The organism is Campylobacter concisus (genome assembly GCF_002913765.1).
GTDB lineage: Bacteria > Campylobacterota > Campylobacteria > Campylobacterales > Campylobacteraceae > Campylobacter_A > Campylobacter_A concisus_BB.
The window spans coordinates 59,935-86,650 of sequence record NZ_PPCH01000007.1 but is presented as its reverse complement, the minus strand read 5'-3'; the positions used below and the strand labels follow the sequence as shown (position 1 = coordinate 86,650).

The following is a 26,716-nucleotide window of genomic DNA, read 5'->3' as shown; positions in this document are numbered from 1 at the left end:
AAATTCATGCACAACCTTTTTCTTTTTATTGGTTATTTTATTTGTTCTGATATTTTTTGTTATTATAACATATTCTTGGTATTTTTTGATAAAAGCTGTGTTATAATCTAAAATGAATAAAGAAATAAAAGCAAAAAAAGTTACATAAAATAGTAGATTGCAGGATAGCCTTTTTCTCCTATTTTGTAATACAAAATATTTGAGAAAAAGGCAAATACTCTGCGAGGCTCTTGTAATTTTTGCTTTGCAAAATTTTTGGTAAATAGGAAATGGAGGGTTTTTGAATTATGGCTAAAGAATTAAAAGCTTTTAGATTAGATGTTGAGAATTTAATTTTTTTACAAACCTTAAAAGAAAAAATGGGGGTAAAATCACTAAATGAAGCAATCAATTTACTTTTGTTCTTTTTAGAGAGAGATAATAAAATTATTGATGCCGTAAAAGAAAATTATCCACTTTTAAAAATAAAAAGGTCTGAGCTTACTAGAGAAAATATCAAAGAGGTTAAAAATTTTTTTACCGATGTTGAATTTAAAAAATTAAAACAACTTGCAAAGGATAATGGTTTTTCTAGTGTAAATAAGTTTTCAAAATTTTTGGTTTTGAGCCACCTTTACGATGATAAAATTTTAAGTAACGATACAATAAATGAATTTGCAAAAATGAATTATTTGGTTAAACGCATTGGTATAAATTTAAATATTTTTGTAAAAGCAATTCAACAAAATACTTCTGCTTCTTTTGAAAAAGATGCTATTGATAATTTAATAAATAGAATAAATAAACAAGTTCAAGAGACTGACAATTTTATAAAAGAACAAAAAATGTTTTTACAGGCTAAATTAAAATGAGTCATAAATTAAAATCATATTTGGATGATGAAAATTTTTTAAAAGCTAAAAAAATCTGGAGCGAGTTTGAGAAAAAACAGAGAAAATATTTTGCTTCTCCACAAAGTTTTAAAGATAAGATTTGGAATAAGTATCTTTTAAGCAAAGGTTTTATTTCTCAAAAATTTACTAAAAGTGAAAGAGAGCATACAACTAAACTTTTAACTAAAAGACGTGGATATAATTCTCAAGTCTTGATAAAAATTACTGGCAAGGATCAAAATTTTAATCAACTTAAAAGCCATATAAAATATATTAGCCGAGACGGCTTACTTGATGTTTTTATTAATGATCCTTTAGAAAGTGATAATGAAATTTTTATTAATGATATAAATGAAATAGCTGCAACATTCCAAGATGGGGTTTATGATATTCCCAATAAACATGATGTTGAAAAACTAAAATTAAAAGAAAAAAACGAGGTAGTGCATATGGTTTTTTCTATGAAAGGTGAAAATAATATCCCTGTCGAGGAAATTAAAAATGCTGCAATAAAAACCATTAAAGAAAGATTTGTAAATAATCATTTTATATTAGCAGTCCATAATGACACAGATAATCCTCATTGCCATTTGGACTTAAAAAGTGTTGATTGTAATGGAAAAAGAATTAAAATTTCCCCAGCTGATTTGGATATGATGCGTGATGAGTTTGCGAAAAATTTAACCGATTTGGGATATAAAGCAACAAATTTTTCTTATAAAAATAAGAAATTTTCTAAGAATAAATTCCCGGATGTTTGGGATGGACACAAGCCACATCATTATAAGATAACTGGATATGGTGAAGCAAAATATAATTTTTCACTAGATGAGCATACCGAAGAGTCGTATTATGTTAAATTTGAGACAAGTAAAGGGAAAGAAACTATTCTTTGGGGCAAGCATTTAAGGCAGTTAATGGAAGATTATAATATTACAAATGGAGATTATGCTAGGTTTGCAGTAACTGCTCAGGAACCGATTGTAAAGAAAATTTATGATAAAAAAACTAAACAATGGTGCGAAAAAACTCTTTATAGGAATGTGTGGGATTGTTCTGTAGAAGGAAAGAGAGAAGTTGAATTAACTCCCCTTAGTGAAGCTGAAAAGAAAAAGACTGAATATAAAATTCTTTCCAGAAGTAACACAAAAGTTGTTGCTCCATCCTCGCAAACAAAAGATGTTAATCCAAAACAAAATAAAACTGACTCAAGCAAAGCTCAAATTTTACAAGCCAGACAAAAGGTTGTAGAAAATACAACAAATATTGATAGCAAAAAAACTAATAGTCTTAATAAAAAAGATTTTAACAGATAGACACATCTGCTTGTTGTCTTTGGGGATTGTTTTAATTATCTCTATTTCTTTACGGTATAGCCATAACCTACATGTGGTCATGCTAAAATCTTCAATTTTAGATACCCAGACAAGCTCATAAACTGAGCTTTTGCTTCATTTTCTAGTCTTTCTTTCTCGCTTGGCATAAGATATATTGCAACCGAGACCGGTTTTTCACCTGTTTTTTTGGGGCGTCCAGCATTGCTTTTTTTCTTTTCATTACTATCTGCAGCACTATCTGCAGCACCAGAGTTTATAAATTCTTCCACATTGCTGCTTGCTGCAATGTTGGCATTGTTTACAAATGCAAATCCATTTTTCTTATCCAATATTCCCATTATCTTTCCTTTTCATTTGTATTCTTGGTTTCTTTTATTTTTATGACTCCACTTTCTACTTTTTTGACATATGCTATACCAAGTCTAGACAGAACAGCTTTTGAACTATCATTTTGCTGTTTTTGAGATCGTGTTGTATCTCTTTGTATTGCTGGCTCTAGCAGAGTATTGATGCGCCTTAATACATCTTGAGTATAGGTATCAGTTATGTGAATTTTGTCTTGTGATATAAGTTTATGTTGCAAACTTTCATCTTTTAAAAGTAAATTTAGTTCATCCTCGCCACAGTAAAAGATCTTTTCTCGTATCCCAAAAAGATTTTCTTTGCTAAATTTGTCAGGATAAGTTTGTAGTAGATATCCTAGATCATAAAAATCTCGAATTTTATCTCTGCCACTAAAAGCAACTCCTTTCATTTTTATAAGCTCATCCACGCAATAGACGTTAACACCATTTATATTTTCAAAATTTAAAGTCTTGGATCTCAGTAGATCTTTGTTTCTGCTACTAACTTCTATTTTTAATGGATAGCTGCCGTAATGAGAAGTTGCACCATAATCTATCATTGCTCTAAAAACAGTGTCGGTATCTTTTTTAATATTTATATTCCAATTACTAAAATCTTTATGGCGCTTTAGCTTGTTTATAAAATTCATATTGTTGGTTGTGCAATCCAAATCAATGTCTTCTGAATATCTATTTAGCCCATAATATAAACTAAGTGCCGTTCCACCTTTTAAAACAAAGGTATCCCCAAGATATGGCAAAATTTCTTTTATAAGTTTAACTCTGTCTTTTTGGTATTGCTCTAGCATCTTTTATCCTTAAAATATAGCTTTGTTAATTCAAATTTCATAAAATCATCAACTTTTTTGTTTTTATTTATAAGCTTTAAATAGTTGAAAAGCTCGCTTTCCTCGTTATCATCCAAGTAATCTTGCACGCAGTTCTTGAGACCAGCTATTTCGCCTTTATAGACTAAATCAGCTATCGCTCTTGCATAATTTGCTACATACTCTTCTTTATCAAGCATCTTTACATATCGCCTTTGTATCCCCAAAGAACCTAAAATTTCATTATTCTCATAAGTTTTTATATTGTTTTTATTGGCAAAATAAAGCAGTGGATGCCAATCGGCGATTGAACCATCAAGCCTAGGTATATTTAAAGCTTCCCAGCCAGATATATATGCCATTATTTTTTTCTTCCTTTGATTTTAGCCTTTTAATTCAATATATTATATTATTTTAAACTTTATAAAATAATATAATATTGTTTTTAATTATTAGCAAAATTGACAAGTTCGTTAAAGAAGCCTTCGAAATCAAGCTTTGCGTTTTCGTTATCTTTACAATATTCGCTCACACCCATTCCTGCTGAAAAGGCATTTCTATATGCTTCACGTTCATAGATTATGCTATTTGCTAGAAAAATATCTTCTAACTTCTTTTCGCTAATATATTCACGTAGTGCTTCTACCTTTTTAGCTAGAAAAGGATTTGGTGAAGCTTTAGAGATAACTATTAGTGCTTTTGAATTCGGATTGTAAATTTTCGCTTGATTAAAAACTAGTATCATTTTGTTCAAAACGGCAATATCAAGATCGCTCGGAATAACTGGGATAATAGCAATATTGCAAACCGCTAACGCTTGTCTCATTTCTTGGCTATCACGTCCACCAGTATCAATTACTACACTATCATACTTTTGCTTTAAGCTTTGTATCTCTTTTAGCATCGATGATCCAAGTTTTGAGACAGCATTAAATAGTAGTGGTAAATTTGCATCAGCTCTAATATCAGTAAAAACATCTATACTTCTTTGAGGATCGGCATCTACTAAAAGAGTGTCATCTTTCATAAGACCTAATTTTATGGCTAAATTTATAGCAATATTTGTTTTTCCGCTACCACCTTTTTCATTGCAGACTGCTATTACCATTTTTTATCCTTTAAACTATGCTTATTGTTTTTTAGTTCCGTATTTCTCGACTAATTTTTCCCATTTACTTGGCTCATTTCCCCATTTTTGAGTCAACCTTGATTTTCTGTCATATGCAGTTTGGCAGTTTTTCATTTGTGTTGTATTTAAATTTGCATTTTTGTTTAACTCACACCACTGAACCAATTCTACTAGCAATTGTTCATTATCCCTTAAATATTCAAATGTATATTCTTTATCACCATACTTAGATCCTTCGCCACAACCAATAAGCATGATTGTTGCTGCTGCACCAAGTGCAATTTTGCCTAGTAATCTCATCTTTTTTCCTTTGTATTAAATTATTTTTTACTATATTAAATTATTTTAAAATTTAATATATTAATAGTCACCATCTGTGACAAACTCATATTCTATTTGCCATTTTCCACCACCAAAGTGTAGATCGTTTTTAACTAATGGACAAGGTAAAAATGCTCCATCTCCTTGTGCTACCATTTCACTAAAACGAGGTAGTTTTTTTTCATCAAAACCATTCTCTAAAGCTTGATTTGAAAACATTAATCCCTCTCTTATTCTTTTTAAGAAATATTTATATCCCAACATATTGTTAAAGCCATGATGACTTAATACCTCATTTTTGGTAGCATTATTTTTTAGCCATTCAATGCTATCCTTTTTAACTAAAATTTGTAACTCAAAAAATTCTTGATACAAGATACCTTCATAAAGAAGTTGTTCTAAATCACTTTTTGCAATTTTTGCGACCTCTTTAAGCGAGTTAGCAAACTTACTGTCGGCAATTTGTCTAAACCATATTAGTGGAATTATCCTACGATTGCCTACGCCTAAAGACTCTTCAATGCCGCCATTACTGCTATAAAAAATTCCCCAAAATATTCTTTGACTAAAAAAATTAGCTAGTGCTTGATCTTGTTTTGCTACTAAGGCTTTTGTTGTGTCAAGCAGTCTTTCGTTTGGATAAAAGCCAAGCTTTTCGATAGCTTCGTCACCGATTTCTTCTATAAGGTGCGTATACCATACTCGAGCTGGAAAACTATTAGGATAATCTTGCGGTTTATTCGGCAGCATCTTTTCTCCTTTGTTTTAAATATAAAAGAATTCTAATATAAAAAAGTTTAAAATAATATTAAATAATATAATATAATTTAATATTGTATATAATTATTTACTTCTAGATTATTGAGAAATTTATTTTTTTATTGTTTAATACTGTATTAAATAATTTATAATTGTATTAAATTATTTAATACAATTATAAAATGTGCCATATTAAAGACTGATGCCAGTATCTATTGATCTGCTTTTTTCTTCTGTTTGTTTGGATAATTTATATTGTGGTTGCGTAAATGCTGGTCGTTCTACTTGATCATTATTGTTTCGTTCTTTTAGCTTTTCAAGCAACTTCTCTTTTTGAATTTTGTCCCAATTTTTATATTCCTCTAGTGCTGAACTTTTAAACTCACTTTTATACTGCCTGTCTACAATCATCTTCTCATTTTCGGAATTACAAATTTCAAGGTCTTTTTGAAGTTTGTTTAAAAGTTCTTGCTTTGGATAAACTTGGTTGCTTGCTAACCATTCTTTTAAAGTAATATTTGATTCTTTTAATTTTTCTAGATCATTTTTATTTTTCTCTAGCCTCTTTTGTAGGGCTTCATCACTTAGGACATTGTTTATTCTTGTAAAAAAGCCTCTAAGGCTAATTTGTTCTCTTGCGCTAATACCTTTTGATATATCGTCATTATATTCAAGAGATCTTGGTTCTAACTCTATATCGTATTCTTTATTTACGAGCTTAAAAAATATAATATTTCCATTAAATGCTGTATTTGTAACTTCTCCAATAACTTTAAAGCCCTTATACTCTGCAACCTCTCTTGGCGTCTCTTTTTCTGCAAATAGTAAATTTATATTATCTTGTAAGATGTCTGCCATTTGATTTTGCTTTATTTCTATTTCGTTAGTATCTGTGCTATTTTTATCTTTTGGTATATTAAAGTCATACACTATTGGCTCAAAACCACCAGTTGCAATAGAGGCTTTATATTTGTTCATTTTGCAAGTAAAGTTTTCACTTGTATTTTGTTTTACTATATCTTTAATGATATCTATTTTAGGTATTTGCATCTCTATGTTGGCCATTCTAATGTTGTTTTTCTCTTGTTCCTCGCCATTAGAAAAAACTTGTTCTTTATATCGTTTGAGCTCATTTCTCTCTTTTTTTATAGCTTCATTTAATTCAAACTCTGTAAAGATGAGAGGATTTTCGCTGGCGACCGCACGTGCCTCATTTGAATTTAATAAATCCTCCTCAAAGCCATTTAAACTACGTTCTCCGACGACACCTCTTCTGAAATTTAATATAGCCTCGTTCTTTTTGCTCTGCAACTCCCAGTTCCTTTCATCAAACGTTCCAGGAGTAATATGTCTAAATTCTTTGATTATAAAGTTTTCTGGATCGTTCTCATAAAAGAGATTACCTTGTCTAATCGCTCTTCCATTGCTTTGTGTTATATCACTTGGTCTCCATGGACAATCTATGTGGTGAAGTGCTGTGATGCGTCTTTGGACATTTACTCCTGTTCCCATTTTTGCACGGCTGCCCAAAAGAACTCTAACTTCACCATCATTAACTTTTTTAAAAAGATCCGCTTTTTCTTCGTTGCTAACCGCATCATGTATAAATGCTATTTGTTCTCTTGGTATTCCTTTATCAACTAGCTTTTTATAAATATCTCCATAAAGAAAAAATCTACTATCATCAAATTCATCCTTTTTTAGAACCTCTCCATTTTCATCAAGATCATCTACTGATACCTCGCTGCTTTCTAAAGCATCATTTATATTCTCGAATTCATCAACATATTCTGTTTTTTGCTCTTCTCTAGCTAATATCTCGTCTAGTTTTAAGTTAAATGATTTATCACTAGTGCTTTTTGGTGTTCCAACATCTAAGAATACAAGCTGAGTCCCCTTTTTATCACCCCATGTTTGCCATTCTTTAAATATCTCATTAACCGCGATATTTATTTTAGAATTTGGGTAATCAGGGGCTGTTGGATCTATTAGTCTAAAATCAATACTTGCTTTTTTTGCGTCGTTTGTTACTTTTAGTGGGTTATCGATACTTGGATCATATCCTCCACCTTCCATACTAATAAGTCGCCCAGTAATTGAGTATCTAGGGTAAATTCCATTTTCATCAGCTTCCCCTATATAATCTGATATACGTTTAGATTTTTCACTTTTTACGTAAATCACTTCTTTATTTGGAACAAATGTCTTTGAAAAGGCTTTAATATCATCATTTGTGATAGTGTCTGTTGTTTGGCTTAGTATATTTGATAGCTCAGGTAAGTTTGTAAGTGATGAAAACCTTGCTTCCATTTTTATGCGACCACTAGCATCTCTTACAGGGGCAATGTCAATACCAGCAAAATTACTAGCCCAATTTGAAAAGCTATCTATGCCTAAATTTTCAAGCTCTTTTGGCTGCAAATATCTCTGCATATTATAAATTTCGCTAAGTGAGTTTGATACTGGAGTTCCAGTTAAAAACATTACTTTACCATCTTTTTTGTCGTTAATATAGGTAGTAAGTGCAAGCATATTTAATGCTCTCTTGCTTGAAGTATTAGCTCCTTTGCCTTTTGCATTCATCGGAGAGATTACGCCTAAATTTTTAAAGTTATGTGCCTCATCAACCACTATACTATCAACACCAAGCATTGAAAAATCCATTGTCTTGGATTTTGCTTTATCGTCAAGTAGTTTTTCCACTTTTTTTTCAACTCTAGCTATCATTTTTTCAACTTGACGTGCAGAACGTTTGTTTGTTGATTCGTCACGTTCCTCATAATATCTAAGAGCTTCTTTTAGCTCATAAATTTCTTTGTCAAGTATCTTTTTTTGTGTTTCAAAAGGAACTGGTAGTTTTTCTACTTGTGTATATTTTATAACAACGGCATCCCAGTCATTATTTGCTACTTTAGCCAAAAACTCGTCTCTTTCTTTTGGGCTTAAAGAGTTTTCGTCTGCCACTAGCACATTAGCGTTAGGAAATGCATCAAAAATACTTTGATCCCATTGGGTTACAAGATTGTTTGGAACGATGATTAGAGGTTTTTTTACAAGCCCAAGCTCTTTTTGCTTCATAACAGCAGCTATTGCTGCATATGTTTTGCCAGCCCCAACTTCGTGATCAAGTAAAATATTTTTTTGAACCATGCTTCTAAAAATAGCATCTTTTTGGTGCTTTCTAAGTTTTATATTGCCATCAAGCCCTAAGATTTCTAAACCATCTCCATTAAATTTGGCTTTAACGTAGCAGTTAAATTTGTCGTTGTAAATACGTTCTAGTTCTTTTGCTCTAGCTCGGTCGCTATATATCCATTCATTAAATTTGCTTTTTAGCATTTCAACTTTCGCATTTGCTTCAGCTGTTTTTTCTGGATTTATTACTTGTTTAAAGACTATGTTGCCTTCTTTATCTCTCTTAATATTGCCTTCTTTATCTAGCAAAGGCTCATTTGTTTTTTCCATAATCTTTATAGGTGTATTATTTAGAGCACTTTCTATAATGTCATATACGCTTTTATTGTTACCTACATTTTGGTGTATTTCATAATTTCCATTAATTAGTCTTTGTGTGGTAAGTCCTTTGACTTCAACGGAATAGTTATAAGTTGCATATTGTGAAAGATGATATTTATCTCCATCTATTTGCCAGCCCATGGAACCTAAATTTTGAAGTTTCCATGCATCATTATTATAGTTTGATGTCTTTAGCTCGTTCTTTAAAAAATCATCATAGTATTTTATTGGTATCCAAGAACTGCCAAACCTCGTGTCTATATCAACAAAGCTAATATCTTGTGGTATGACCTTGCTAAGTTCTTCTATATTGTTTTGCATTAAGTCCGCATAAATGTCTTGTAGATTTTTTGCTGATTTTAATTTTTCCTTGACATTTCCACTAAGATAAATTGGAGTAAAAATTAGCTCTCTTTCGCCTTTTGATAATTTTTCTGGATCGTAAAAAGCCAGTTTTTCTGCAATAATTTGATCTTCGACTTCGATATTTGATTTTCCTAATTTTTTTGAAATATAGTTTGTATCGATCTTTCCAAACTGATACATGCTTACTAATACACCATCCTTTTCATTGTCAAACAAAATTTCAGGAGTAAAGCCTATTGTTCGGTGAAGTAAAATATTAGCCTTTTCGCAGCTTTCCTTTATGGCTTCTTTGCCATCTCTTGCACGTTCTGGTTTTTTATAGTTTTTTTCTAGAGCTTTGACTTTGCTAAACTCTACATCTAGATTTTTAAATGATGCTGCCTTATTCCCAGATAAAAATCCTTCGCTAATATGATAGTTGTCTAGTAACAAATTAAGCTGTTCTCTTGTTTGCTTTAGTTTTATATCATCGTCTTTGATATCTGTCTGCTCTAGTGCAATGAGCTCTTTGAGTTTGTCTCTTAAAGGTATATACTTTTTAATTCTATTTTGGATGGTGGGGCTTAAATCTTCAATTTTTGATGCTCTTATTTCTCCGTTTATCGACGAGGTTATTTTGCAAATTTGATCATTATAGATTAAAAGGCTATTTTCTTTTAAATCCTTAACATAATCATAGGCATCGTCGTAACTTTCTATTGCAAAGTCGATAATAGATGCCGGCTCTCTCCACTTATATACGTTAGCAGGAAGTTGATTTTCTATAAAATTTTCTATTGCTGTATCAAGACTAAAATTTATATCGTCTTTTGGATCATAAAAAATTGCTTTTCCAAATTGCCCATTTCTCAAGATCGGCTTAGCAAGTATGTTTTGGGGATTTTCAATAAAATAATGGTTTATGCTTTGATTTAATTCTGTGCCATCTTGTGCTACTTGAGTTGATTTAATATTGGATATTTCTTTGTTATACTCAGGATGCTTGCCTTTTTGTAGAAAAATGATATCTGTTTCAGCCTCTGTGTGCTTAAAAACATTGTTTGGCAAACGCACTGCACCTAAGAAAGTATGATTTTGCGCTATCTCATCTCTTGCTGAATTGTATTTAGCATCCATAAAGTGACGACTTACTACAAAAGCACTTATTCCATCTTCTTTTAAACTGTATTGTGTGGCTTTTTGTATAAAGAAATTATGGGCTGAACCATATAAATCTTGATGCTTATTATCAAAAAGTGGGACATCTAAAAATGGAGGATTGCCAACAACTGCGTCAAACTGCTCATCATAAGTAAATTTTTCGTAGCCAATGTTATTATTTTTTTGATTCGGATATAAAATTTTGTTCATTTTAATTGTAAGAGGTTCAATATCAAGACCAGTAAAATGAAAATTATCGTTTTTGTTAAACGTAATAAACGAACCATTTCCTACACTAGGCTCTAGAATTTCTTTGTTCAAATCTGCTCTATCGGCATTAATACCAAGTCTTTCGAGACCTTTATACATTGCCGAAACGATATTTTTAGGCGTATAATATGCAGTTAAATTTGAGCGTTTAGCAGCATCATATTCACTTTCGCTAAGTAGCTTTTTGAGCTCTTCTCTTTCATCTTTCCATTTTTTATTGCGTTCATCAAATAGTCCATTTATTCCTCCCCAGCCTGAAAAGTTAGCTATTGTTAGCTGTTGCTCTCTTGTAATATTTAGTTCTATTTCGCCTTTCTTAGCAAGATCTAATTTTGGGTAAATTTCGTTAGTAGTTTTAATTGCTGCAATATTTTTTCTAAATCTATCCTTTTCCCCACCTAGTTCTAGGGCATCGCTTAGTTTTAGGTCCTCAAAGGTATTATTGAATTTTTTTATAGGATTAATTATGGTTTCTTCATTTGGTGTAACATCTGTTGTGTTTATAGTTTCAAATAAGCTATTTTCTATCTCATTTATCTGTGCATCTATATCAATCGTTTTTTCTATAATTGAATTGAGATTACCTCCAAAGTATTCTGGATGAGCATCTGCCATACTAAATAGATCAAGACTATCATATAGATTATTATCATTTTTCTGTTTTGCCATTTAAAATCCTTACAAAAAAATAAAATTTTAAAATAAAATTTTATCTAAATTTATGGCAAATGCCGATTTTTACATACTTTTATAACAATATATTATTATGTGAAATATTAAATATTTTTATACAATATTAAAATATTTAATATTTTTAATAGCCATTCATTTCTTTGTCTTCATTAATAAGCATTCTAATATATGCGGCACGAGTTGGAAAGAATTTTTTATTATAGATATAGTCTAAATATTTTAATTCATCTTCTTCTAAATAAATTACAACCTGTCTTTTCTTTGGTTTATATTGGCTATTATCTTTTTCTTTGTTGTCTGTCATCTATTAATTCCTTGTTTTTTTTCCCTCTCCTTGGCACTAAGTTTTAGAAAATCAGTGAAATCAAATCCTTTCTTTAGCTCTTTTTCTAATCCGTTTTGTTTGAGTATCTTTTCCCATTCTATTATTTCTACAACTTTACAAGAGTTATTTAACTGCTCTTTTAAAGCCTTTGCACCATTTTTCCCTGCCTCGTCATAATCATATGCTACAACAATGTAACTATCTTTTAACATATCAATTTGAATTTGTTTTAAATGAGTGGCAGCACTCCCAAAGCTTATAGCCTTATATCCACGTGACAACATATTTAAGCAGTCTTTTTCACCTTCAGCTATGAATATAGGACTATCATCTCTTGTATATTCTTTTAATGCTTGGATATTAAAGGCGCAGCGTGGTCTATTTTTGCTAAAAGTGTATTTGATATTTAAATTTGGATTATATTTCCAAAGCGTTACGATCTTGCCAGTCTCATTTCTTAATGGCATTACCAACCTATCTTCTTCTTTGGAATAACCTATTTGAAATCTTTGAGCTATTTCTTTACGTTGATTATTGTCACAAACTGGAAGCAGTTTATGTAAAAGTTCTTGATAGCGTGTAAAATTCTCACGCCTTTCATTTTCGTATTTTTTTACTATGTCGTCATCAAGATAATCTATTGTGGGTTCTTCTTTAATTGGTCTAACATTTATAGCTTTTTTATGAATAGCAATATTTGTCTTTTGCCCATGATTTAGATCATGATCTATTTTTAGGTTGTCTAGAATACCTGCTACTTCTAAAAATGCACTTCTTTCGTCGCAATTCTTTATTTCCTTATAAAATGCTATTATATCACCCCTAAAACCACTGCCAAAGTCTTTAATATAGCCATTCTTTGGATCAATAGAAGCAGAAGCGGTATGCTCATCTTCTCGCATCCTGAATTTATAGTGGCTATCCACGTCAAAACCAAGATATTCTAAAAAAGCCCTTGTATCATCTTTGTGTAAGTTCATTTAATTACTCTTCTTGCTTGTTTTAAAGTTTTTAAATTTGCAAAAACTTTACGAGAATATGGATTATTTTCAACTTTTCCGTTATAGCAGTTTAGTGCTTTATAATCCCAACCATGTTTATTAATGCAATTTCTTAGTATCATTGCTCCCATTTGAATGTTTGTTTCTGGCTTATATAGGTCATCAATGCTTAAATTTTTAGCTTTTAACGTTGTTTCATGAATTGAATTAATCTGCATCAACCCATAATCTATTGAGCCATTGTTGTTAATATTCTTTGCATTATTGGTAAAGTTACTCTCTGTTTTTGCTATAGCCCAAAGAAGTATCGGAGGGATATTAAACTCTTTGCCAAATTTATAAAAGAGCTTATTGTATCTACTTTCATTAGCATTGGGTATAGCTAAAACATTTGTCGCTATTGTAGATAATGATAATATAATAATAAATAGTTTTTTATAGTATTTTATTGTTTTAAATTGTTTTAAAAATTTCATCTATTAGCGCCTAAGCTCTTTTGATTTGAGTGTTCCATAACTTTTTCTTTTGGAAGTTTTATTGCACCACTTTTGACCTTTTCTGTGTATGCCTTACCTAATCTATTTATTACCTCTTTGTTGTTTTGTGCCGATACAATATTATTTATATGTTTACCTATACCAGATATGCCAGCAACACGATTTAAATTTTGAGTAAAAGCTGTAATACTTTCATCTCCTATGCTTTCAGCTAATGCTGCAGTTGCTTCTATGCCACCTTTTAAACATTTTTCAAAATTATCAATTGTTGCAGGATTTTTAAAATTTAATCCTTTGCCCCTCTCCTTGTTTTGTTCTTCATTTTGATCTAAAATTAGATCGTTTGTTTCAGTGGATTTTATAAAAATTTTATTAGCTATTTTGCTAACACTACCTATGCCACAATCATTGCAACCTATCTTTACTAAATGATCTAAGTCTTTTTGAAAGTGTCCTTCGCCAAGTCTTGCATTGATATGAATAGTTTTTCCATCAATATCAGTAAAGTTAAAGCCTATTTTTTCATGTATAGCTTTAAAATCCTTATTGTTTTCATCCATTAATGTTTTATCCATCATTTTTAGAGTTTGGAATAGGGCGATATTTTCATCTCCCCTAAACTCTTTGTTGGCAGCTAGCAACTTACTAAATTTATGTATTTGATAATTTCCGTCTTTGTTTATATCAATATCAATGCGTGAAGTTATATTTTTAGATAATGTTTTACTAAGAGCTAGTTCAGCTTCGTTATATACTGATTCATGCTCTATTTTGTTATAAAGTTCTCCATTGAGTTCTAGAAATTTACTAGCAACATTATCTATTATCTTATCATGAGGTGTATTCTTGTCAAAAATTTGATCATACTTTTCGAAAAAGCTCTCAAGCTGGTAATTGCTTTGTGCTTTATTGTTCTTGTCAATAATACTTGCGATTATGCCACCTTTTATATCCTTAAATTTTTCTTTATTCTCTTTTAAGTATTTTGGATCGAATTCATCCATGTTGTAATCAACATTTGAATACATTTCATTTAAAAATTCTGAAATTTGTTGGTTTTTATCCCCCATTTTTTCAATCTTCGACCTAACCTCATTATTGTAGAGTTCGTTTAGATTTTGATCTAGGTCACTGGCATATTGTTCTTGTAAATTGTTATCTAAATTACTTAATATTGAATTTTTGCTTTCATTGATATATTTTAAATTTTTGTAAGTTGGCATGTTATTCCTTTATTAAGACTCTATGGATGCTGACCTTTGGTGAGTGATACTCTTCTTCGTGATCATTCCAGTGTATACAAGCAAATTTTGTTTTATGACTCGAGATGTGGTATTTTTTGTCGATAATATTTACAAGCTCTTCTAGTTTTTCGTATTCATCAGCATAGATGTATTGTGATTTTTTATCAAATGCATCAAAATAAATAACATTGGCTTTTATGTTTTCGCAGCCGCATTCATTTATTAATCGTTCTAAAGACAAACCAGCTTCTTCTCTAGTTTGTTCGTTTCTACAAAGATCATATTTGGAATTTTTTTCTTCAATATCTTTTAGAATATTATTTTGTAATTTATAATAACTATTCCAAAAGCTGTGGCTGTTATCATGAATGCTATTTGGCTTATTGATTAAGAAATCACAATAGCATTTGAAATCCTCTGTATCTTTAAAAGTTAATAAAATATCATTAAATCTTACCGTATTGATAATTTTTTTTAGATCTTCTGCTTGCATTCTACTATCCTTATTTTTTCTCAAAAACCATCTCTTCAAGTTCGCCATTATCGTTTGTCTTAAATTTAGCATTGCACCAATTACCATTTTTTAACTTACCGTTACATGCAAAATAATTAAAACCTTTCGCGCTGGTTCTAGGCAGCAGCTTACCACTCTTACATTTTGGACACATAGGTGCATCACTTGGTATTTCTTGTTTTGGCTTAGTTTCAAGTTGTGGTTTGCCATCGTTATCGTAATAAAATGCCTTACAACCTTCACGCCATTGACTGCAACCCCACCAAAATACGCCTTTTTTATTTTGGCTTTCATGTCTTATAAGGTATCCCTTATTGCAAATAGGGCAAATTTGAGCATTATCTGGTTTTGTTTCAAAATTTCCCATATCGCTATCTTTTACCTTTGCTATCTCTTCCTTTATTTGTTGATTGATTTCTGTTAAAAAGTCATCCAAGCTTAAGTCGCGGCTTTCGATCATTTTTTGTTTTTCAAACCATAAAGCAGTCATATCAACGCAGGTTAAAATTTCAGGTGCAACTGAAATTAAGTCTTTACCTTTTTGTGTTGCATGTATTATTTGCTTTTTGTCATTGCTAACACTGATAAATTCATTATCTATCAAGCTTTTTATATGATTTGATCTAGTAGCTGGGGTTCCGATACCTCCATTTTCTCCTTTTTTGCCTTGATCTTTTTCAAGGAGTAATTTCTTAATGTTCGGATCTTTAGCATATTTGGCTACGCCAGTTAAGTCGGTGAGAAGTGTTGCCATGGTGTAAAATGGCTTTGGTTTAGTTTTTTTTGGCTCAAGTTTAATCTTTAAACACTCAGCCATAGAGCCTTCTATTAAATTATCCAACTTTGAAGTGTTTTCTATTTCATCATCATTACCATCTTTTTCATCTTTTTGCGGTTTAAGATAGAAAGTAAAACCTAGATCAGTTGTGGTATTTTGCGAGGCTGTAAATTTATATTCGTTAAGTTCCAAAACTATATTTGTTGCCTCATATTCTCTTGCTTTAAAAAATTGCAATGCAAATCTTTTTGCTATAAGTGTAAAAATATTTAATTCATCCTTACTTAGTTCATTTAAACACGCTTTTGCTCCAGTTGGGACAATGCCATGGTGAGCCGAAATATTTGCTGAGTTAAATGCTGCACCTTTTATAGTAAGATCAGCATTGTCTAAAATCCCTTTTAGCTCAATATCGTCTGTATTTTTAAAAATTTCTTTTAAACTTTGTATAATAGCTGGCGACTCATCATACATTGTATCAGGTAGGTATTCGCAATCACTTCTGTTATAAGTTATTAAGTGAAATTTCTCTCTTAAGTCTTGAGTAATAGCAAGAACTTTATCAGGTTTTAAGCCAAATTCTTTTGCGCATTGAGCTTGAAGTTTTAATAAATTGTAAGGAAGTGGCGGTAGCTCTTTCTTCTTTTCGGTTTTCTTAATTGTAATTCTTGCGGATTTGTTTTCGCACTCTTTTAATATGTTTTGAGCTAAATTCTTATCTGTAATTTTATCATCAGTTTTTAAATTTGCACGAAAATCTATACCATCAAAGCTTTTAAATTCACCACTAATTGCAAAGTATTCCAGACTTTTAAAATCTTCATTTTCTTTATCTCTATTTACCACTAAGGAGAGAATAGGGGTTTGGACACGTCCTAAATTTAAAACACCATTTTGATACCCCTTATTTCTAGCCACAACGGTAAATGCTCTAGTTAAATTTAGTCCGACTATCCAATCAGCCAAGCTTCTTGCAAAACCACGTTGAGAAAGCCCATAAAAGTCATCATTTGACTTTATATTATTTAACTCTTTCTTGATGCCAGCTTCACTAAGGTCATTTATTAACATTCTTTTTACTGGTAACTTATTATTTGCATAAGCTAAAATTTCATCAACTAAAATTTGTCCCTCATCGTCCGCATCACCACAATGAATAACTTCTGTTATATCTTTTTCTTTTAATAAGTTTAAAATTATTTTAAGTTGATCTTTGCTCTTGTCAATAGGCTTATATTTAAATTTCTCTATTTCAAAGGGTAGATCTTCTAAATTCCATTTTTTATATTTTTCTGCATAATCGTCAGGCTTAAAAAGCTCTAAAATGTGTCCAAAAGCCCAAGTTATGGTATCGTTACCTTTTCTAATGAAGCCATTACCTTTACTTTCATTGCCAATAAGCCCTTTAGCTATTGCACGTGCAAGTTCAGGTTTTTCTGCTATAAATAATCTACCCATTTTGTATCCTTCATTAATTTTTTAAATTGTTTTAAATTGTTTTTTATATTTTTATACATTTTAAAATTATTTTTTATTATAATTTTTGAAGGGCTAAAAGTAGCAGTTTTAGCCCTAAATACAGCAAAAAAGTTGAAGTGAGACTATCTATCAAAACCTTGACTTTTTTGCTCTTGCTTTAATTCGCCATTTAAAATTTCAGCACCTTTGCTTACTGATTTTGTGACTGCTTTCATGGTTTCTGGCAATACGACTATGCCTTGTTGCTTAACAAAGTCATAATTCATTGTTACGGCTGATCTGTCTGGAATTTTATTAACGATTTCCATAAGTTTTGGATTTTTAGCCAATGTCTCATTTTTTTCAGCGACCAGACCCAAGTTAAAGCCTTTGGAAATATTGCTTAAAAATTCTTTCTCGAGGGCACTATCATTTGTAACATCAAAAGAGTAACCTTTTACGCCATTTCTATTTTTTGTAGCAAAAATTCTCTCTTGCTGTTGAACTATTTCGCCAGCTTCGTTTTTAATCTCTGGGCGAATTGTGATTGCCATTTTATGAAGACTATAAGCTTGACCAGTCTTATCGTTTATGCCATTGTGTATCCAAGTAGATGCTGTATAGAAAGTGTGCTTTTCGTTTTGTAAGCCGCACTCTATTTTTACTGGGTGATTGCGACAATCAACACCATTGAGAAAATTTCTAGCATTTTCTATAGCATAAAATGCTTTTACTGCACCAAGTTCTATTTCTTTTCCATCTTTTTCGTATGGACGCTCCATGCCAAAGCCAATTAATGTTTTGTTTTGTTCTGGTAATTCAGTTTTGCTTATGAAAATTGTTGCAAGGTTCTTTTCGTTGCCGTTTTCTGTTCTGTCAAAATCTGCCATTGTTTTATCCTTTTAAGTTAAAATTTTTATAACGCTATTTGATTAAAAAAATAGCGTAACCGATAACTCCACCAAGTGTCAAGCACATCATGAAAAGTAATCCTGTTAGTGCGTATCCTCCTTTTTTTAAGTTTTTTAGTATTTTTGTTTCATTTTCTCTAATTTCTTTATACTCAGCCAGATTTACCTCAAAAACTTTTAACTGATCGTTTAAATGAGCGATCATATTCTCACTAAATCTTTTGTATTCATCTCCAGTATCATTTAGCCTTATGTTTATCTTATCCTTAAAAATTTCAATCTTATTTAGCTCTTCTTCAAAGAATTTGTTTTGATTTTCAGCAAAATTATTAAACTGCATAGTCATCTCGTTAAAGGCATCTTCTTGATCTTGCATGGTTGCCTTAATTTTAGTTATGTCTGCGATGTTTTCAAATTCTTTATAGTCTTGAGCTATTTTCCTAATAGCAAGTGTATTATTCATGAGAGCCATAAATTCTTTACTAGGAGGATTGAGCATAAATTCATTTAGGTATTCAAAGAGTTGTTTAAGCTTCGCACTCTCATCCATAAGCGATTGAACCATTTTGACGTATCTACTGTAATCTGCATTATTTTCTGTTGCAAATCTTTCAAAGGCTTGTTGAACCAAATTTAGCTCACTATTAAACATATTGAAACTCATGTCAACTCTTTTTTGGTAGTTGGAATAATCTAAGACAGAGACAACGCCTTTTTCGCTTATTTTCAATCCAGCTTTTTCAAATTTAGAATTTAGCTCCGCCACTTCATTCTTTAAAATATCAGCTGTTGTATTACGCTCATAAACTAGTCTTTCAAGTCTTTCTTGCAATTCTTTTTTGCCTTGCTCTACATTATCTAGCTCGTTTTTGGCATTTTCTGCCTCTTTTTGAAGCCTAGCTATGATTTCATCTTTGCTTTCGAGTTTTCTTATTGGTGCAACTTCAGATGAGCCAGTGCTATCAAATAGATTTTCATTTTCCATCAGTCTACCCAGCATGTTTTACTAAAATACTTCTTCTCAAAGAATAGGTATTGAGATATATGTTGACGACAACTCTGTCGCCAATGGTAACTTTTGTTTATGTCGCCACATTTCGAAAATTCTGGATTTGGTTGAATTTCTTTTTTATCGCTACTTAAAGCATTGTATTGAGCTTGACTTATAGTTTGTAGCTCATATCCTCTTTTCCATATATTCTCGTCATAAAACTTGGTGTCGCAAGTATATTTCAAGTCCTTAATATTTGTATAATTATGATGAGCAAGTCTTTTACAATATTCAGGCATGTTTGGGCTTATTCTAATTTGAGTTTGATATAGTCCTTTCTCACTATCCCAGACACGACGTTTGTCTAAATTCTTGTTAAGATCGCTAGCATCACATCCCCCACCTATCTCTGATATAGTATCAATCAAACTTGCGTAATCTTGGTCTGTTTTTATAGCAGTATCAGTTGGGCAAAGCTTTAAGAAATTTTTCCTCTTTTTTGCCGTTTCATGTGCCTTTTTTGCTCTTATTGAAAAGTATTTACTTAAACTTGCCGAACACTCACTTGGTCTTTCGCTACTTGATAGGCACAAAATAGCTTCGCATGCTAGTTTTGTATCCCCAGTAAGCTCGTCAGCTCCACATACGGCACTATTAAAAATCAAACAAGTTAGTAAAGCTTTTGATATAATCTTCATCGTTTTTCCCTTTCATTCCAAAAAATAAGATATTTACGCGTTTTTTAGATTGTCCAATGCTATCTACTGGATGAATAGCAATATTCTTACAACCATTGCTTGCCAAGTAATCTTTGTAGTCTTGGGCTATCTTTTTATTTCCAATAACTATGATCTTATCGGCATTGTGCGCTACATAAAATGTTTTAACAATCATATTATTTGGTATATACTCATCGTCATTTTTTTCAAACATTAAGTTATATGTCCAGTTATTTTGTTTTAAGAATGGATCTAGCGGAATATTGTGTCTTTCTTGCCTAATTAGCTCTTGGTTGATAGTGATTTGACTACTACTATCAAGTTCTATTGGCTTTGGTATGCTTGAACATCCAAAAAATAAAAAGGATATAGCTGCCATACTTGCTAAACTCGTAAATTTAATCATTTTGTCTCCTTGGAAATTACTTTTGTTCTATGTCTTCTAGCCATTGTTTGATGCTATCAATGTTGTATAAAATACGGTTGCCAATTTTTAAAAATGGCAAAGGTAAATGTTTTTGTCTATTCTCATCCGTATAGTTCTTTTGCATTCGTAACTTATTTTGAAGTCCTCTACTAATGCCAAACATCTCTTCCAGTTGTGCTGGTGTTATATATTTTTCATAAAAGCTTGTATCTTTCATTATCTACTCACTATAGTCTTGTCTCTCATCGTCTAATTCATCAAAATTTGGGCAACTAGCATTTTGAGCCATTAATTCTTCTATGCTATCGCTATCGTTGATTGTTTCTTCTGCTGCCGGATCAGTATCGATATTTTCTACACTTTTATTTGCATTACTCGATTGTTCGACTATTTGTTGCTCGTAAAGCTTTTGAGTCTCTTCTTTTATTGCTTCATCTTTATCCCTTTGAAGTCTAAGTTTTTTTTCATATTCTTCTTGAGTTTCATCTATTTCATGAACTATTTCAGGTAAATTTTTATATCTAGAACTTTCATCATTATAAAGCTCTTTAAAGTATGCTTTTATATTTGCTATGTTTTGAATAGGGACTTCTATGTTTGTCTCACCATTTTGAATAGCTTTCTCTAATTGATTGCGATTTGGTATCTTTCCATTTTCTTTCACTTTTATCTTATATTTATCTCCATCGATCGCTCTAAGGCTTGGACTTACTTCTTTGAACTTGTTCATAAAGTAGCGATCTGAGTAGTAAAATGCCTTTTTTGCCATAATAGGCTTGCCATTATCAATCGTAATTAGCTCGTTTTCAAAAGGCATTTCTCGTAATTCTTGCGCAAGCATTAAGGCTCTACTTGTGTCACTTTCACTTCCTCCACCGCCTTGTCCCAGATTTCTACTCCTATTTTTAATGGTTTTTGTTCCTAAAATTTCGCTAATCTTTTTAGCATCCTCTTGTTCTCTTGGTGTATAAAAAATTTGACAAGCATGGTTTGTAAGCAGTGTTTTAGCGCCTTCTCTACCATATCCATCAGGTTGATTTGCTTCAAGTTGTGAGTTTGATTGATAGATCATTAGGCTTCTTAGCCAATATCCAGCTATAAAGCTAATTGACTTTAAATATATTCCTAAAAAGCCTGGTGCAGTAAATTCATCCATTACTAAAAGCACTTTATATTTTAAATCGGGATTAGCTTGCGGTAACTCTTTTGTATTTACCAAGATTAATTGCTGCCAAAATATGTTTAAAATTAGCTTCGCATTTGCCAATTGATCAGGAGTAATACCTACATAAATAGTCATTTTTTCTTTACGAAGATCTCTAAAATCAAAATCATTTGCTGAAGTAGCAAGCCTCATATTGTCATTTCTAAACATCATCAAAGGAGCATTGAAGCTTGACATAACGCCACTTTTTGTGTTATCGCTATCAATCTTGAAATAGCTTTGGCAACGCATTTGAGCTTTTTTACCAATTAGTCCAAGCTCAGATAAAACATTATATGTATCATCAAATGCCTTGAATATAATTTTTCTATTGCCGTCTATATCAACTTCACCTTTAAAACCTTCGCTCATTTGCAAAATACCATATAGTGTAAAATCTATCTCCATATTTAGAGCTTTTAGGAGCGAAATGCCACCTTTTGAATTTAAAAGATCATGAACGATATAACAAATTCCTATAAATAAGTTTTGAGCTAGTTGGTTAAAAAACTGCGTAGTGCTATCGCCTGTCATGGGATATAAAATATTTGCAAAATCAGTTAGCTGTCCATCTGCATTATCGCTTGCCATATCAATATAAGCTAGTGGATTATATCTATGAGTGCGTTTATTGAACGGATCAAATAAATATACTTTTTGCCCTAGTATTTTTTCTCTATATCCGCTAGTAAAGTCAAAGCACTCTTGTTTAATATCTTGAACAACTGTACTCTCTTTCCAGTCAAGTAAATTTGGAATAACAATACCAACGCCTTTTCCGCTACGTGTTGGAGCGCCAAGCGATACGAACTGCTGACCGCCAAATCTTAAGAGGCGGTTTTGAAATTTACCAATGATTATTCCATCTCCATAAAGATCCATTTTCTTTACATCATTGGCATTTGCAAATCTTGCATCTCCGTGTAGGCTTTGTTTCTTTGGTAAAAATGGTAGTAAAAAAGCTAGAGTGAAACTTATTAAATTTGCAATAAAGTAAGCCAAATATGCTTTTGACCAGCCGTTTATCAGCATATCAAAAGTAAGCCCTAAATACCATATTTTTGGAAGCTTTTTAAAACTGTGATTTAGTCCAAAAAATAATACACTAGCCAAGAAATAGCCTATAATTAAGGCAATTGCAATTAAAAAACCAATCTGCATTTTTTTCATTGCTTAGCGTTCCTTAAGCTAGACTCAACAAAAGCATTACCTTCATTATTTCTTATGAAATATTCGCCATTAGCCAAGTATTCTGTAACTTGACGTTTCTTGCCAAGACGCTTAAAAACTACGATGTAGTCAATTGTATTTGAAACAATATCAAGCAACATATCTTTACCTAGAACTTGGGCTTGAGTATTTTGCATGCTCATCATTACAAGACGATCTATGGCTGACTTAACACTACCAGCATGACAACTTGTCATACTGCCATTATGACCACTTGAAATCACATTTAAAAAATCATATGTTTCACCACCCCTAACTTCTGCTAGTAGAATTCTGCTGGGTTTCATTCTCAAGCAGCTCTTTAAGAGAGTTGTGGCATTTACTAGACTATCGCTTTTTGCCTCACTTGGATAAAAGAGTTGAACAAAATTTTTATGATCCCAAAATTTAATTTCCTCAACATCTTCTATAGTAATAATTCTTTCATCTAATGGTATAAAATCGATAAGTGTTTTCATAAAAGTAGTTTTTCCGCTACCAGTTTCACCACAAATAATAATATTCTTGCCATTTTCGATAGCTATTTTTAGTTCATTTGCCATTTTTGCATCTATTGAACCATTATTAATGTAGTCATCTATCGTATAACGAACCTTACTAGGTTTTCTAATGGTGATTGATATATGATTTTCTTTTGTAGCATTTGGTATAACTATTTGCACTCTCTCTCCAGTTGAGAGAATGCATGATAAAATAGGTTTTTGTCTTTCTATCTTATCGTTTTTATAAGCGGCACATGCATTAGCAAAAGATTGGGCAGCATTAAAGTTTAATTCACTTTCGTGACTAGACCAATTACCGATTATATCTTCAGTCCAAATTAGATTTCCGCCGTTGTAAGCTATTTCATTTATACTTTCATCATCTAGATACTTGCCAAAATACTTTTTGACGTAGCCATCTAGCATAGCAGATTTGTCTAATCCCATTGTGCTCATTTTCTTCTACCTATTGTAAGCTTATACACCTTACTAAAGTCTATATCGCGATTGACGTAAACACCAACTATATCTCCTTGATTTCTATAAAGGACTGGTTTTATTTTTATAAATTCCTCAAGTGCAGTATTTGCCATTTGTTGTGTAGAGTCTCTTGTGTTTTCACTATAGTCATAGCTATTGTCACGTTTGCCATTTGCAGCATAATTAAAAACGTCATCTACCATTGAAAGCAATATGCTAGCACCAAATCTTTTTAGCCATTGATGATCAACGTATCCTTGTAGACCGCTACCGCCTAATTCATCACTAGCACCACTTTGAACTGGAATGTTAATATTGTTTGGTGTTCTGATCTCGCTCCAAATAACAAAAATTCTATTCATTCCATCATTCATCTCTCCGCTTCTGAAGCTGCCAAAGATTTTGCTTCCCTTTTCAATTAGGAGGGTTACGCCATCTTTGCTATATACGTCTTCGCTAGTTGTGCAAGATATTCCGCCTTTAATTTGAGACACAAGTCTAGTGTCGAGCGAACAACCAATATATGTGCCTTTTTGAAGCAAGAGACTAGGGTTAAATTTGTCTTTTACGGCAATTTTTGGAGTGTATGTATTGCCTTCATAATCCTGGTCTTCTTCAAAACGTTTGGCTTGTTCTGCCCAAGATATGTTTTGGTCGGCAACATATATATCTTTTTTGCTTGAACTACTTGTTGCAATCGCCAAACTACTACCAGTTTTAAAAACTTTAGGCTTAAAAATAGTTTTTTGAACTACCGTAGTATTTGATAAAGGGTCTGGCTTGCTCGCTACTTGCACAGGCGTTTGTTGTGGTGCTGGAGCAGTTTGAAACTCTTGAAAATTCTTTTGAGACACTTCTTGCTGAGGCAACTCAAAATTTTTATTCTTTACTTCAGTTCCTATTTGTTGAATTTGTGATTTTACAGCATCATTTGCCTCTCTATTTTTCCCTAAAAAACTAAGACCAACCATAACAAAAACAACCAGACATAAAACCATGACCGCAATAACCATTAATTTTTTGCTTGGCTCATTTTCGACTTCTGGATGCTCATATTCAATTCTTTCAACTTGAGACTCTTGATTATTCATATTTTCATTACTTCTATTTTTGCTCATTGTCTATAATCTCTCTTTGAATATTGTCTTTATTAGTGCTGTAGGTTTTATCAAGTGGATTTTGACCATAGCCATTATTTATGATTCCGACTAACTTATTGCCACTTCTTAGTAAAATTTTTTTAGCTGTCTTGTGGATCACAACTACGTCATATTTGCCGTCTTTTTTGATATGAGTATTGAGGATGCTTTCTTTATTGGCATCATCAAAGAGAAAGACACTTGGTATAGTTTTAGTTGAGCTAAAACCAAGATATGTAAAGATACCATCGTCATATGCATAATCAGGTGTTATAGTTTCACTATCTTTATTTACATGCATTACAAAGTTCCAATTTCTAGGTATTGTATTTCTATCGATCTCTTTTTTATATAGTGCCTTTTCTTTTGCTGCTTTTTCGGCGAGTTCTTTTTCGGCTTTCTCTTTTTCTATCTTTTCTTTAGGGGTTGCATAATTAAAAGTTAGTTTGTAATTAATCTTGTTAATCTCTCCTAGCTCCAAATCAAATGTATAAACTTTATCTTTATTTGTTGTGATGATTAGATTTGTCTTCCAATCAGCTGCATTTGGTTGAATAACCGAACTACCATAAAATTCTATTTGCTCACCACTTTCATTGGTCATATTTTGTTCTTCGGATTTTATGGTGTAACTCTTTGGTTTAATAAATAGATAGTTATCTTTATCCATTACTTCCCAACCATCGCTAAACCCAGTTGCTATATTTACGATGCGTTCATCTTTTTCAAATTCTATAATACTCACAAAACCCTCTTTGCACTTAACTAAGACAACGTCATCGGCATTGTATGTTGCATACGTGATGCGTTTGTCAAATTTAGATAGCCTTGGAGTATTTACTGCGTGTAAATTTGCTATTGCTAAGAGTAAAATTATTGCAATATTAAATAATTTTTTATTATTTTTTATCATTTAAAATCTCCCAGTATTGTTTAAATATAAGCCACGATCTAGCTGTAATGTGTTGCTTGTTCTCGTCTTAGGACTTATTTGTGGTGTTTGTGTAATGACTTGATTGCTCTTCATAGGATGACTTTTTCTTAAACCATCTATTAGACTATCACAACGTGCTCTCATCGTTTCAAATTGTTTAATAGCTGTATTTATTCGCTCTAATGGCGCCATTTCCTTTAGATATGCTATAAATTCATCATTTTTGCTATCTATAAAAAAGTCATAAATTTCACTATTACCAAAGACTTGTCTTTGTTTTTTGTCTAACTCATATTCTTCTTGTTGTGCGGTGCGTTGCATATCAAGGATCATGTTGTAAGAATTTTTTGCCATATCTTCTAAATGAAAAATTCTAGCCCTAAGGGCTTTTAGTTTTCTCTCTGCTTCTTGTCTATTTTTAGAACTATTGAAAATAAATTTTAAAAAGCTATGCGTGAGCTCCTTGTCTGAGAAGCATTGTTCGGCTTGAGTAAGCAAATCGTGCGTATATGCTGTTTTAAAATCCATTTTTTACTCCGAAATGTCAAATTTTGGTGCAATGGAGTTTGCTGCTGCAATTTCTTCATCTGTTACAAAATCTGGAACAAATTTCTCATATACTTTCAAAACTTGGTCACCGATATTTGAAGTCCCTACTACTTCAAATAGATCCTTCTGCTCATATAATGCGAGTTTTCTTTCTAAGGTTTCGACCTCTTGCACTAGTTCTGCAATGTCAGTATTTTTTTGAGCTAAAAGCTCAGTCATAACATCAATTAACTTTGTGAAATCATCATAAGTAATCATT

General features: G+C 31.7%; 25 protein-coding genes and 1 pseudogene. 2 read left to right on the top strand and 24 right to left on the bottom strand.

What is annotated here, in order from left to right; genetic code table 11:
• The first annotated feature begins 287 nt into the window (after positions 1–287).
• The gene (locus CYO89_RS01075) at positions 288–851 is read left to right on the top strand and encodes a hypothetical protein (protein WP_103596813.1); all 564 of its coding nucleotides are present in this window, start codon (positions 288–290) and stop codon (positions 849–851) included.
• The gene (locus CYO89_RS01070) at positions 848–2,188 is read left to right on the top strand and encodes a relaxase/mobilization nuclease domain-containing protein (protein WP_103596812.1); all 1,341 of its coding nucleotides are present in this window, start codon (positions 848–850) and stop codon (positions 2,186–2,188) included. Before CYO89_RS01075 ends, CYO89_RS01070 begins: the two co-directional genes overlap by 4 nt.
• Positions 2,189–2,265: 77 nt before the next feature.
• Here the strand turns inward: CYO89_RS01070 and CYO89_RS01065 are convergent, their stop codons facing one another.
• From CYO89_RS01065 to CYO89_RS00950, 24 genes and pseudogenes are all read right to left on the bottom strand, one after another.
• On the bottom strand, positions 2,266–2,547 hold the full coding sequence (locus CYO89_RS01065; protein WP_103596811.1) for a hypothetical protein: 282 nt from the start codon (positions 2,545–2,547) through the stop codon (positions 2,266–2,268).
• Positions 2,547–3,362: a nucleotidyl transferase AbiEii/AbiGii toxin family protein gene (locus tag CYO89_RS01060; RefSeq protein WP_141090712.1), complete on the bottom strand. Its 816-nt coding sequence runs from the start codon at positions 3,360–3,362 to the stop codon at positions 2,547–2,549. Before CYO89_RS01060 ends, CYO89_RS01065 begins: the two co-directional genes overlap by 1 nt.
• The gene (locus CYO89_RS10500; protein ID WP_103596810.1) at positions 3,356–3,742 is read right to left on the bottom strand and encodes a hypothetical protein; all 387 of its coding nucleotides are present in this window, start codon (positions 3,740–3,742) and stop codon (positions 3,356–3,358) included. The genes CYO89_RS01060 and CYO89_RS10500 overlap by 7 nt, the downstream gene beginning before the upstream one ends.
• A gap of 83 nt (positions 3,743–3,825) precedes the next feature.
• On the bottom strand, positions 3,826–4,488 hold the full coding sequence (locus tag CYO89_RS01050) for an AAA family ATPase (protein ID WP_103568038.1): 663 nt from the start codon (positions 4,486–4,488) through the stop codon (positions 3,826–3,828).
• Positions 4,489–4,509: 21 nt separating this feature from the next.
• A complete protein-coding gene (locus CYO89_RS01045) occupies positions 4,510–4,809 on the bottom strand; it encodes a hypothetical protein (RefSeq protein WP_103568037.1) in 300 nt (99 codons plus the stop codon).
• A 60-nt stretch (positions 4,810–4,869) separates the two neighbouring features.
• Positions 4,870–5,580, bottom strand: coding sequence for a hypothetical protein (locus CYO89_RS01040; RefSeq protein ID WP_103568036.1), 711 nt, complete (start codon positions 5,578–5,580; stop codon positions 4,870–4,872).
• 201 nt (positions 5,581–5,781) lie between these two features.
• On the bottom strand, positions 5,782–11,550 hold the full coding sequence (locus CYO89_RS01035; protein ID WP_103596809.1) for an SNF2-related protein: 5,769 nt from the start codon (positions 11,548–11,550) through the stop codon (positions 5,782–5,784).
• Positions 11,551–11,695: 145 nt separating this feature from the next.
• Positions 11,696–11,878, bottom strand: a complete 183-nt coding sequence (locus CYO89_RS01030; RefSeq protein WP_103568034.1) for a hypothetical protein — start codon at positions 11,876–11,878, stop codon at positions 11,696–11,698.
• A complete protein-coding gene (locus CYO89_RS01025; RefSeq protein ID WP_103568033.1) occupies positions 11,875–12,879 on the bottom strand; it encodes a toprim domain-containing protein in 1,005 nt (334 codons plus the stop codon). Before CYO89_RS01025 ends, CYO89_RS01030 begins: the two co-directional genes overlap by 4 nt.
• The gene (locus CYO89_RS01020) at positions 12,876–13,376 is read right to left on the bottom strand and encodes a lytic transglycosylase domain-containing protein (protein ID WP_103568032.1); all 501 of its coding nucleotides are present in this window, start codon (positions 13,374–13,376) and stop codon (positions 12,876–12,878) included. Before CYO89_RS01020 ends, CYO89_RS01025 begins: the two co-directional genes overlap by 4 nt.
• The gene (locus CYO89_RS01015) at positions 13,373–14,620 is read right to left on the bottom strand and encodes a hypothetical protein (protein WP_103596808.1); all 1,248 of its coding nucleotides are present in this window, start codon (positions 14,618–14,620) and stop codon (positions 13,373–13,375) included. The genes CYO89_RS01020 and CYO89_RS01015 overlap by 4 nt, the downstream gene beginning before the upstream one ends.
• 1 nt (position 14,621) lies before the next feature.
• The gene (locus CYO89_RS01010; RefSeq protein ID WP_103568030.1) at positions 14,622–15,134 is read right to left on the bottom strand and encodes a hypothetical protein; all 513 of its coding nucleotides are present in this window, start codon (positions 15,132–15,134) and stop codon (positions 14,622–14,624) included.
• Between the two features lie 10 nt (positions 15,135–15,144).
• On the bottom strand, positions 15,145–17,391 hold the full coding sequence (topB, locus tag CYO89_RS01005; protein ID WP_103596807.1) for a DNA topoisomerase III: 2,247 nt from the start codon (positions 17,389–17,391) through the stop codon (positions 15,145–15,147).
• Positions 17,392–17,534: 143 nt separating this feature from the next.
• Positions 17,535–18,281, bottom strand: a complete 747-nt coding sequence (locus tag CYO89_RS01000) for a hypothetical protein (protein ID WP_103568028.1) — start codon at positions 18,279–18,281, stop codon at positions 17,535–17,537.
• 34 nt (positions 18,282–18,315) lie between these two features.
• The gene (locus CYO89_RS00995) at positions 18,316–19,287 is read right to left on the bottom strand and encodes a hypothetical protein (protein WP_103594658.1); all 972 of its coding nucleotides are present in this window, start codon (positions 19,285–19,287) and stop codon (positions 18,316–18,318) included.
• Entirely contained in the window at positions 19,287–19,991 is a 705-nt protein-coding gene (locus tag CYO89_RS00990; protein ID WP_103596806.1) for a TrbM/KikA/MpfK family conjugal transfer protein, read from the bottom strand. The genes CYO89_RS00995 and CYO89_RS00990 overlap by 1 nt, the downstream gene beginning before the upstream one ends.
• Positions 19,948–20,418 carry a cag pathogenicity island Cag12 family protein gene (locus CYO89_RS00985; RefSeq protein ID WP_180999549.1) on the bottom strand — a complete coding sequence of 157 codons (471 nt, stop codon included), beginning with the start codon at positions 20,416–20,418 and terminating at the stop codon, positions 19,948–19,950. The genes CYO89_RS00990 and CYO89_RS00985 overlap by 44 nt, the downstream gene beginning before the upstream one ends.
• A 16-nt stretch (positions 20,419–20,434) precedes the next feature.
• Positions 20,435–20,656: a DNA-binding protein gene (locus CYO89_RS00980; protein ID WP_103568025.1), complete on the bottom strand. Its 222-nt coding sequence runs from the start codon at positions 20,654–20,656 to the stop codon at positions 20,435–20,437.
• A 363-nt stretch (positions 20,657–21,019) separates the two neighbouring features.
• Positions 21,020–22,813, bottom strand: a pseudogene (locus CYO89_RS00975) (type IV secretory system conjugative DNA transfer family protein); the annotation flags it as partial.
• A complete protein-coding gene (locus CYO89_RS00970; protein ID WP_103594655.1) occupies positions 22,810–23,811 on the bottom strand; it encodes an ATPase, T2SS/T4P/T4SS family in 1,002 nt (333 codons plus the stop codon). The gene CYO89_RS00970 and the pseudogene CYO89_RS00975, both read right to left, overlap by 4 nt.
• Entirely contained in the window at positions 23,808–24,953 is a 1,146-nt protein-coding gene (gene virB10, locus CYO89_RS00965; RefSeq protein ID WP_223155225.1) for a type IV secretion system protein VirB10, read from the bottom strand. Before virB10 ends, CYO89_RS00970 begins: the two co-directional genes overlap by 4 nt.
• Positions 24,940–25,887, bottom strand: a complete 948-nt coding sequence (gene virB9, locus CYO89_RS00960) for a P-type conjugative transfer protein VirB9 (protein ID WP_103594654.1) — start codon at positions 25,885–25,887, stop codon at positions 24,940–24,942. The genes virB10 and virB9 overlap by 14 nt, the downstream gene beginning before the upstream one ends.
• Entirely contained in the window at positions 25,888–26,436 is a 549-nt protein-coding gene (locus CYO89_RS00955) for a hypothetical protein (protein WP_103596805.1), read from the bottom strand.
• Between the two features lie 3 nt (positions 26,437–26,439).
• Positions 26,440–26,715, bottom strand: coding sequence for a hypothetical protein (locus CYO89_RS00950; RefSeq protein ID WP_103568020.1), 276 nt, complete (start codon positions 26,713–26,715; stop codon positions 26,440–26,442).
• Position 26,716 lies beyond the last annotated feature (1 nt).

Coding starts and splice junctions, on each gene's coding strand:
- CYO89_RS01075 (WP_103596813.1), top strand. CDS start 288: ATGGCTAAAGAATTAAAAGCTTTTAGATTAGATGTTGAGAATTTAATT.
- CYO89_RS01070 (WP_103596812.1), top strand. CDS start 848: ATGAGTCATAAATTAAAATCATATTTGGATGATGAAAATTTTTTAAAA.
- CYO89_RS01065 (WP_103596811.1), bottom strand. CDS start 2,547: ATGGGAATATTGGATAAGAAAAATGGATTTGCATTTGTAAACAATGCC.
- CYO89_RS01060 (WP_141090712.1), bottom strand. CDS start 3,362: ATGCTAGAGCAATACCAAAAAGACAGAGTTAAACTTATAAAAGAAATT.
- CYO89_RS10500 (WP_103596810.1), bottom strand. CDS start 3,742: ATGGCATATATATCTGGCTGGGAAGCTTTAAATATACCTAGGCTTGAT.
- CYO89_RS01050 (WP_103568038.1), bottom strand. CDS start 4,488: ATGGTAATAGCAGTCTGCAATGAAAAAGGTGGTAGCGGAAAAACAAAT.
- CYO89_RS01045 (WP_103568037.1), bottom strand. CDS start 4,809: ATGAGATTACTAGGCAAAATTGCACTTGGTGCAGCAGCAACAATCATG.
- CYO89_RS01040 (WP_103568036.1), bottom strand. CDS start 5,580: ATGCTGCCGAATAAACCGCAAGATTATCCTAATAGTTTTCCAGCTCGA.
- CYO89_RS01035 (WP_103596809.1), bottom strand. CDS start 11,550: ATGGCAAAACAGAAAAATGATAATAATCTATATGATAGTCTTGATCTA.
- CYO89_RS01030 (WP_103568034.1), bottom strand. CDS start 11,878: ATGACAGACAACAAAGAAAAAGATAATAGCCAATATAAACCAAAGAAA.
- CYO89_RS01025 (WP_103568033.1), bottom strand. CDS start 12,879: ATGAACTTACACAAAGATGATACAAGGGCTTTTTTAGAATATCTTGGT.
- CYO89_RS01020 (WP_103568032.1), bottom strand. CDS start 13,376: ATGAAATTTTTAAAACAATTTAAAACAATAAAATACTATAAAAAACTA.
- CYO89_RS01015 (WP_103596808.1), bottom strand. CDS start 14,620: ATGCCAACTTACAAAAATTTAAAATATATCAATGAAAGCAAAAATTCA.
- CYO89_RS01010 (WP_103568030.1), bottom strand. CDS start 15,134: ATGCAAGCAGAAGATCTAAAAAAAATTATCAATACGGTAAGATTTAAT.
- topB (WP_103596807.1), bottom strand. CDS start 17,391: ATGGGTAGATTATTTATAGCAGAAAAACCTGAACTTGCACGTGCAATA.
- CYO89_RS01000 (WP_103568028.1), bottom strand. CDS start 18,281: ATGGCAGATTTTGACAGAACAGAAAACGGCAACGAAAAGAACCTTGCA.
- CYO89_RS00995 (WP_103594658.1), bottom strand. CDS start 19,287: ATGGAAAATGAAAATCTATTTGATAGCACTGGCTCATCTGAAGTTGCA.
- CYO89_RS00990 (WP_103596806.1), bottom strand. CDS start 19,991: ATGAAGATTATATCAAAAGCTTTACTAACTTGTTTGATTTTTAATAGT.
- CYO89_RS00985 (WP_180999549.1), bottom strand. CDS start 20,418: ATGATTAAATTTACGAGTTTAGCAAGTATGGCAGCTATATCCTTTTTA.
- CYO89_RS00980 (WP_103568025.1), bottom strand. CDS start 20,656: ATGAAAGATACAAGCTTTTATGAAAAATATATAACACCAGCACAACTG.
- CYO89_RS00970 (WP_103594655.1), bottom strand. CDS start 23,811: ATGAGCACAATGGGATTAGACAAATCTGCTATGCTAGATGGCTACGTC.
- virB10 (WP_223155225.1), bottom strand. CDS start 24,953: ATGAGCAAAAATAGAAGTAATGAAAATATGAATAATCAAGAGTCTCAA.
- virB9 (WP_103594654.1), bottom strand. CDS start 25,887: ATGATAAAAAATAATAAAAAATTATTTAATATTGCAATAATTTTACTC.
- CYO89_RS00955 (WP_103596805.1), bottom strand. CDS start 26,436: ATGGATTTTAAAACAGCATATACGCACGATTTGCTTACTCAAGCCGAA.
- CYO89_RS00950 (WP_103568020.1), bottom strand. CDS start 26,715: ATGATTACTTATGATGATTTCACAAAGTTAATTGATGTTATGACTGAG.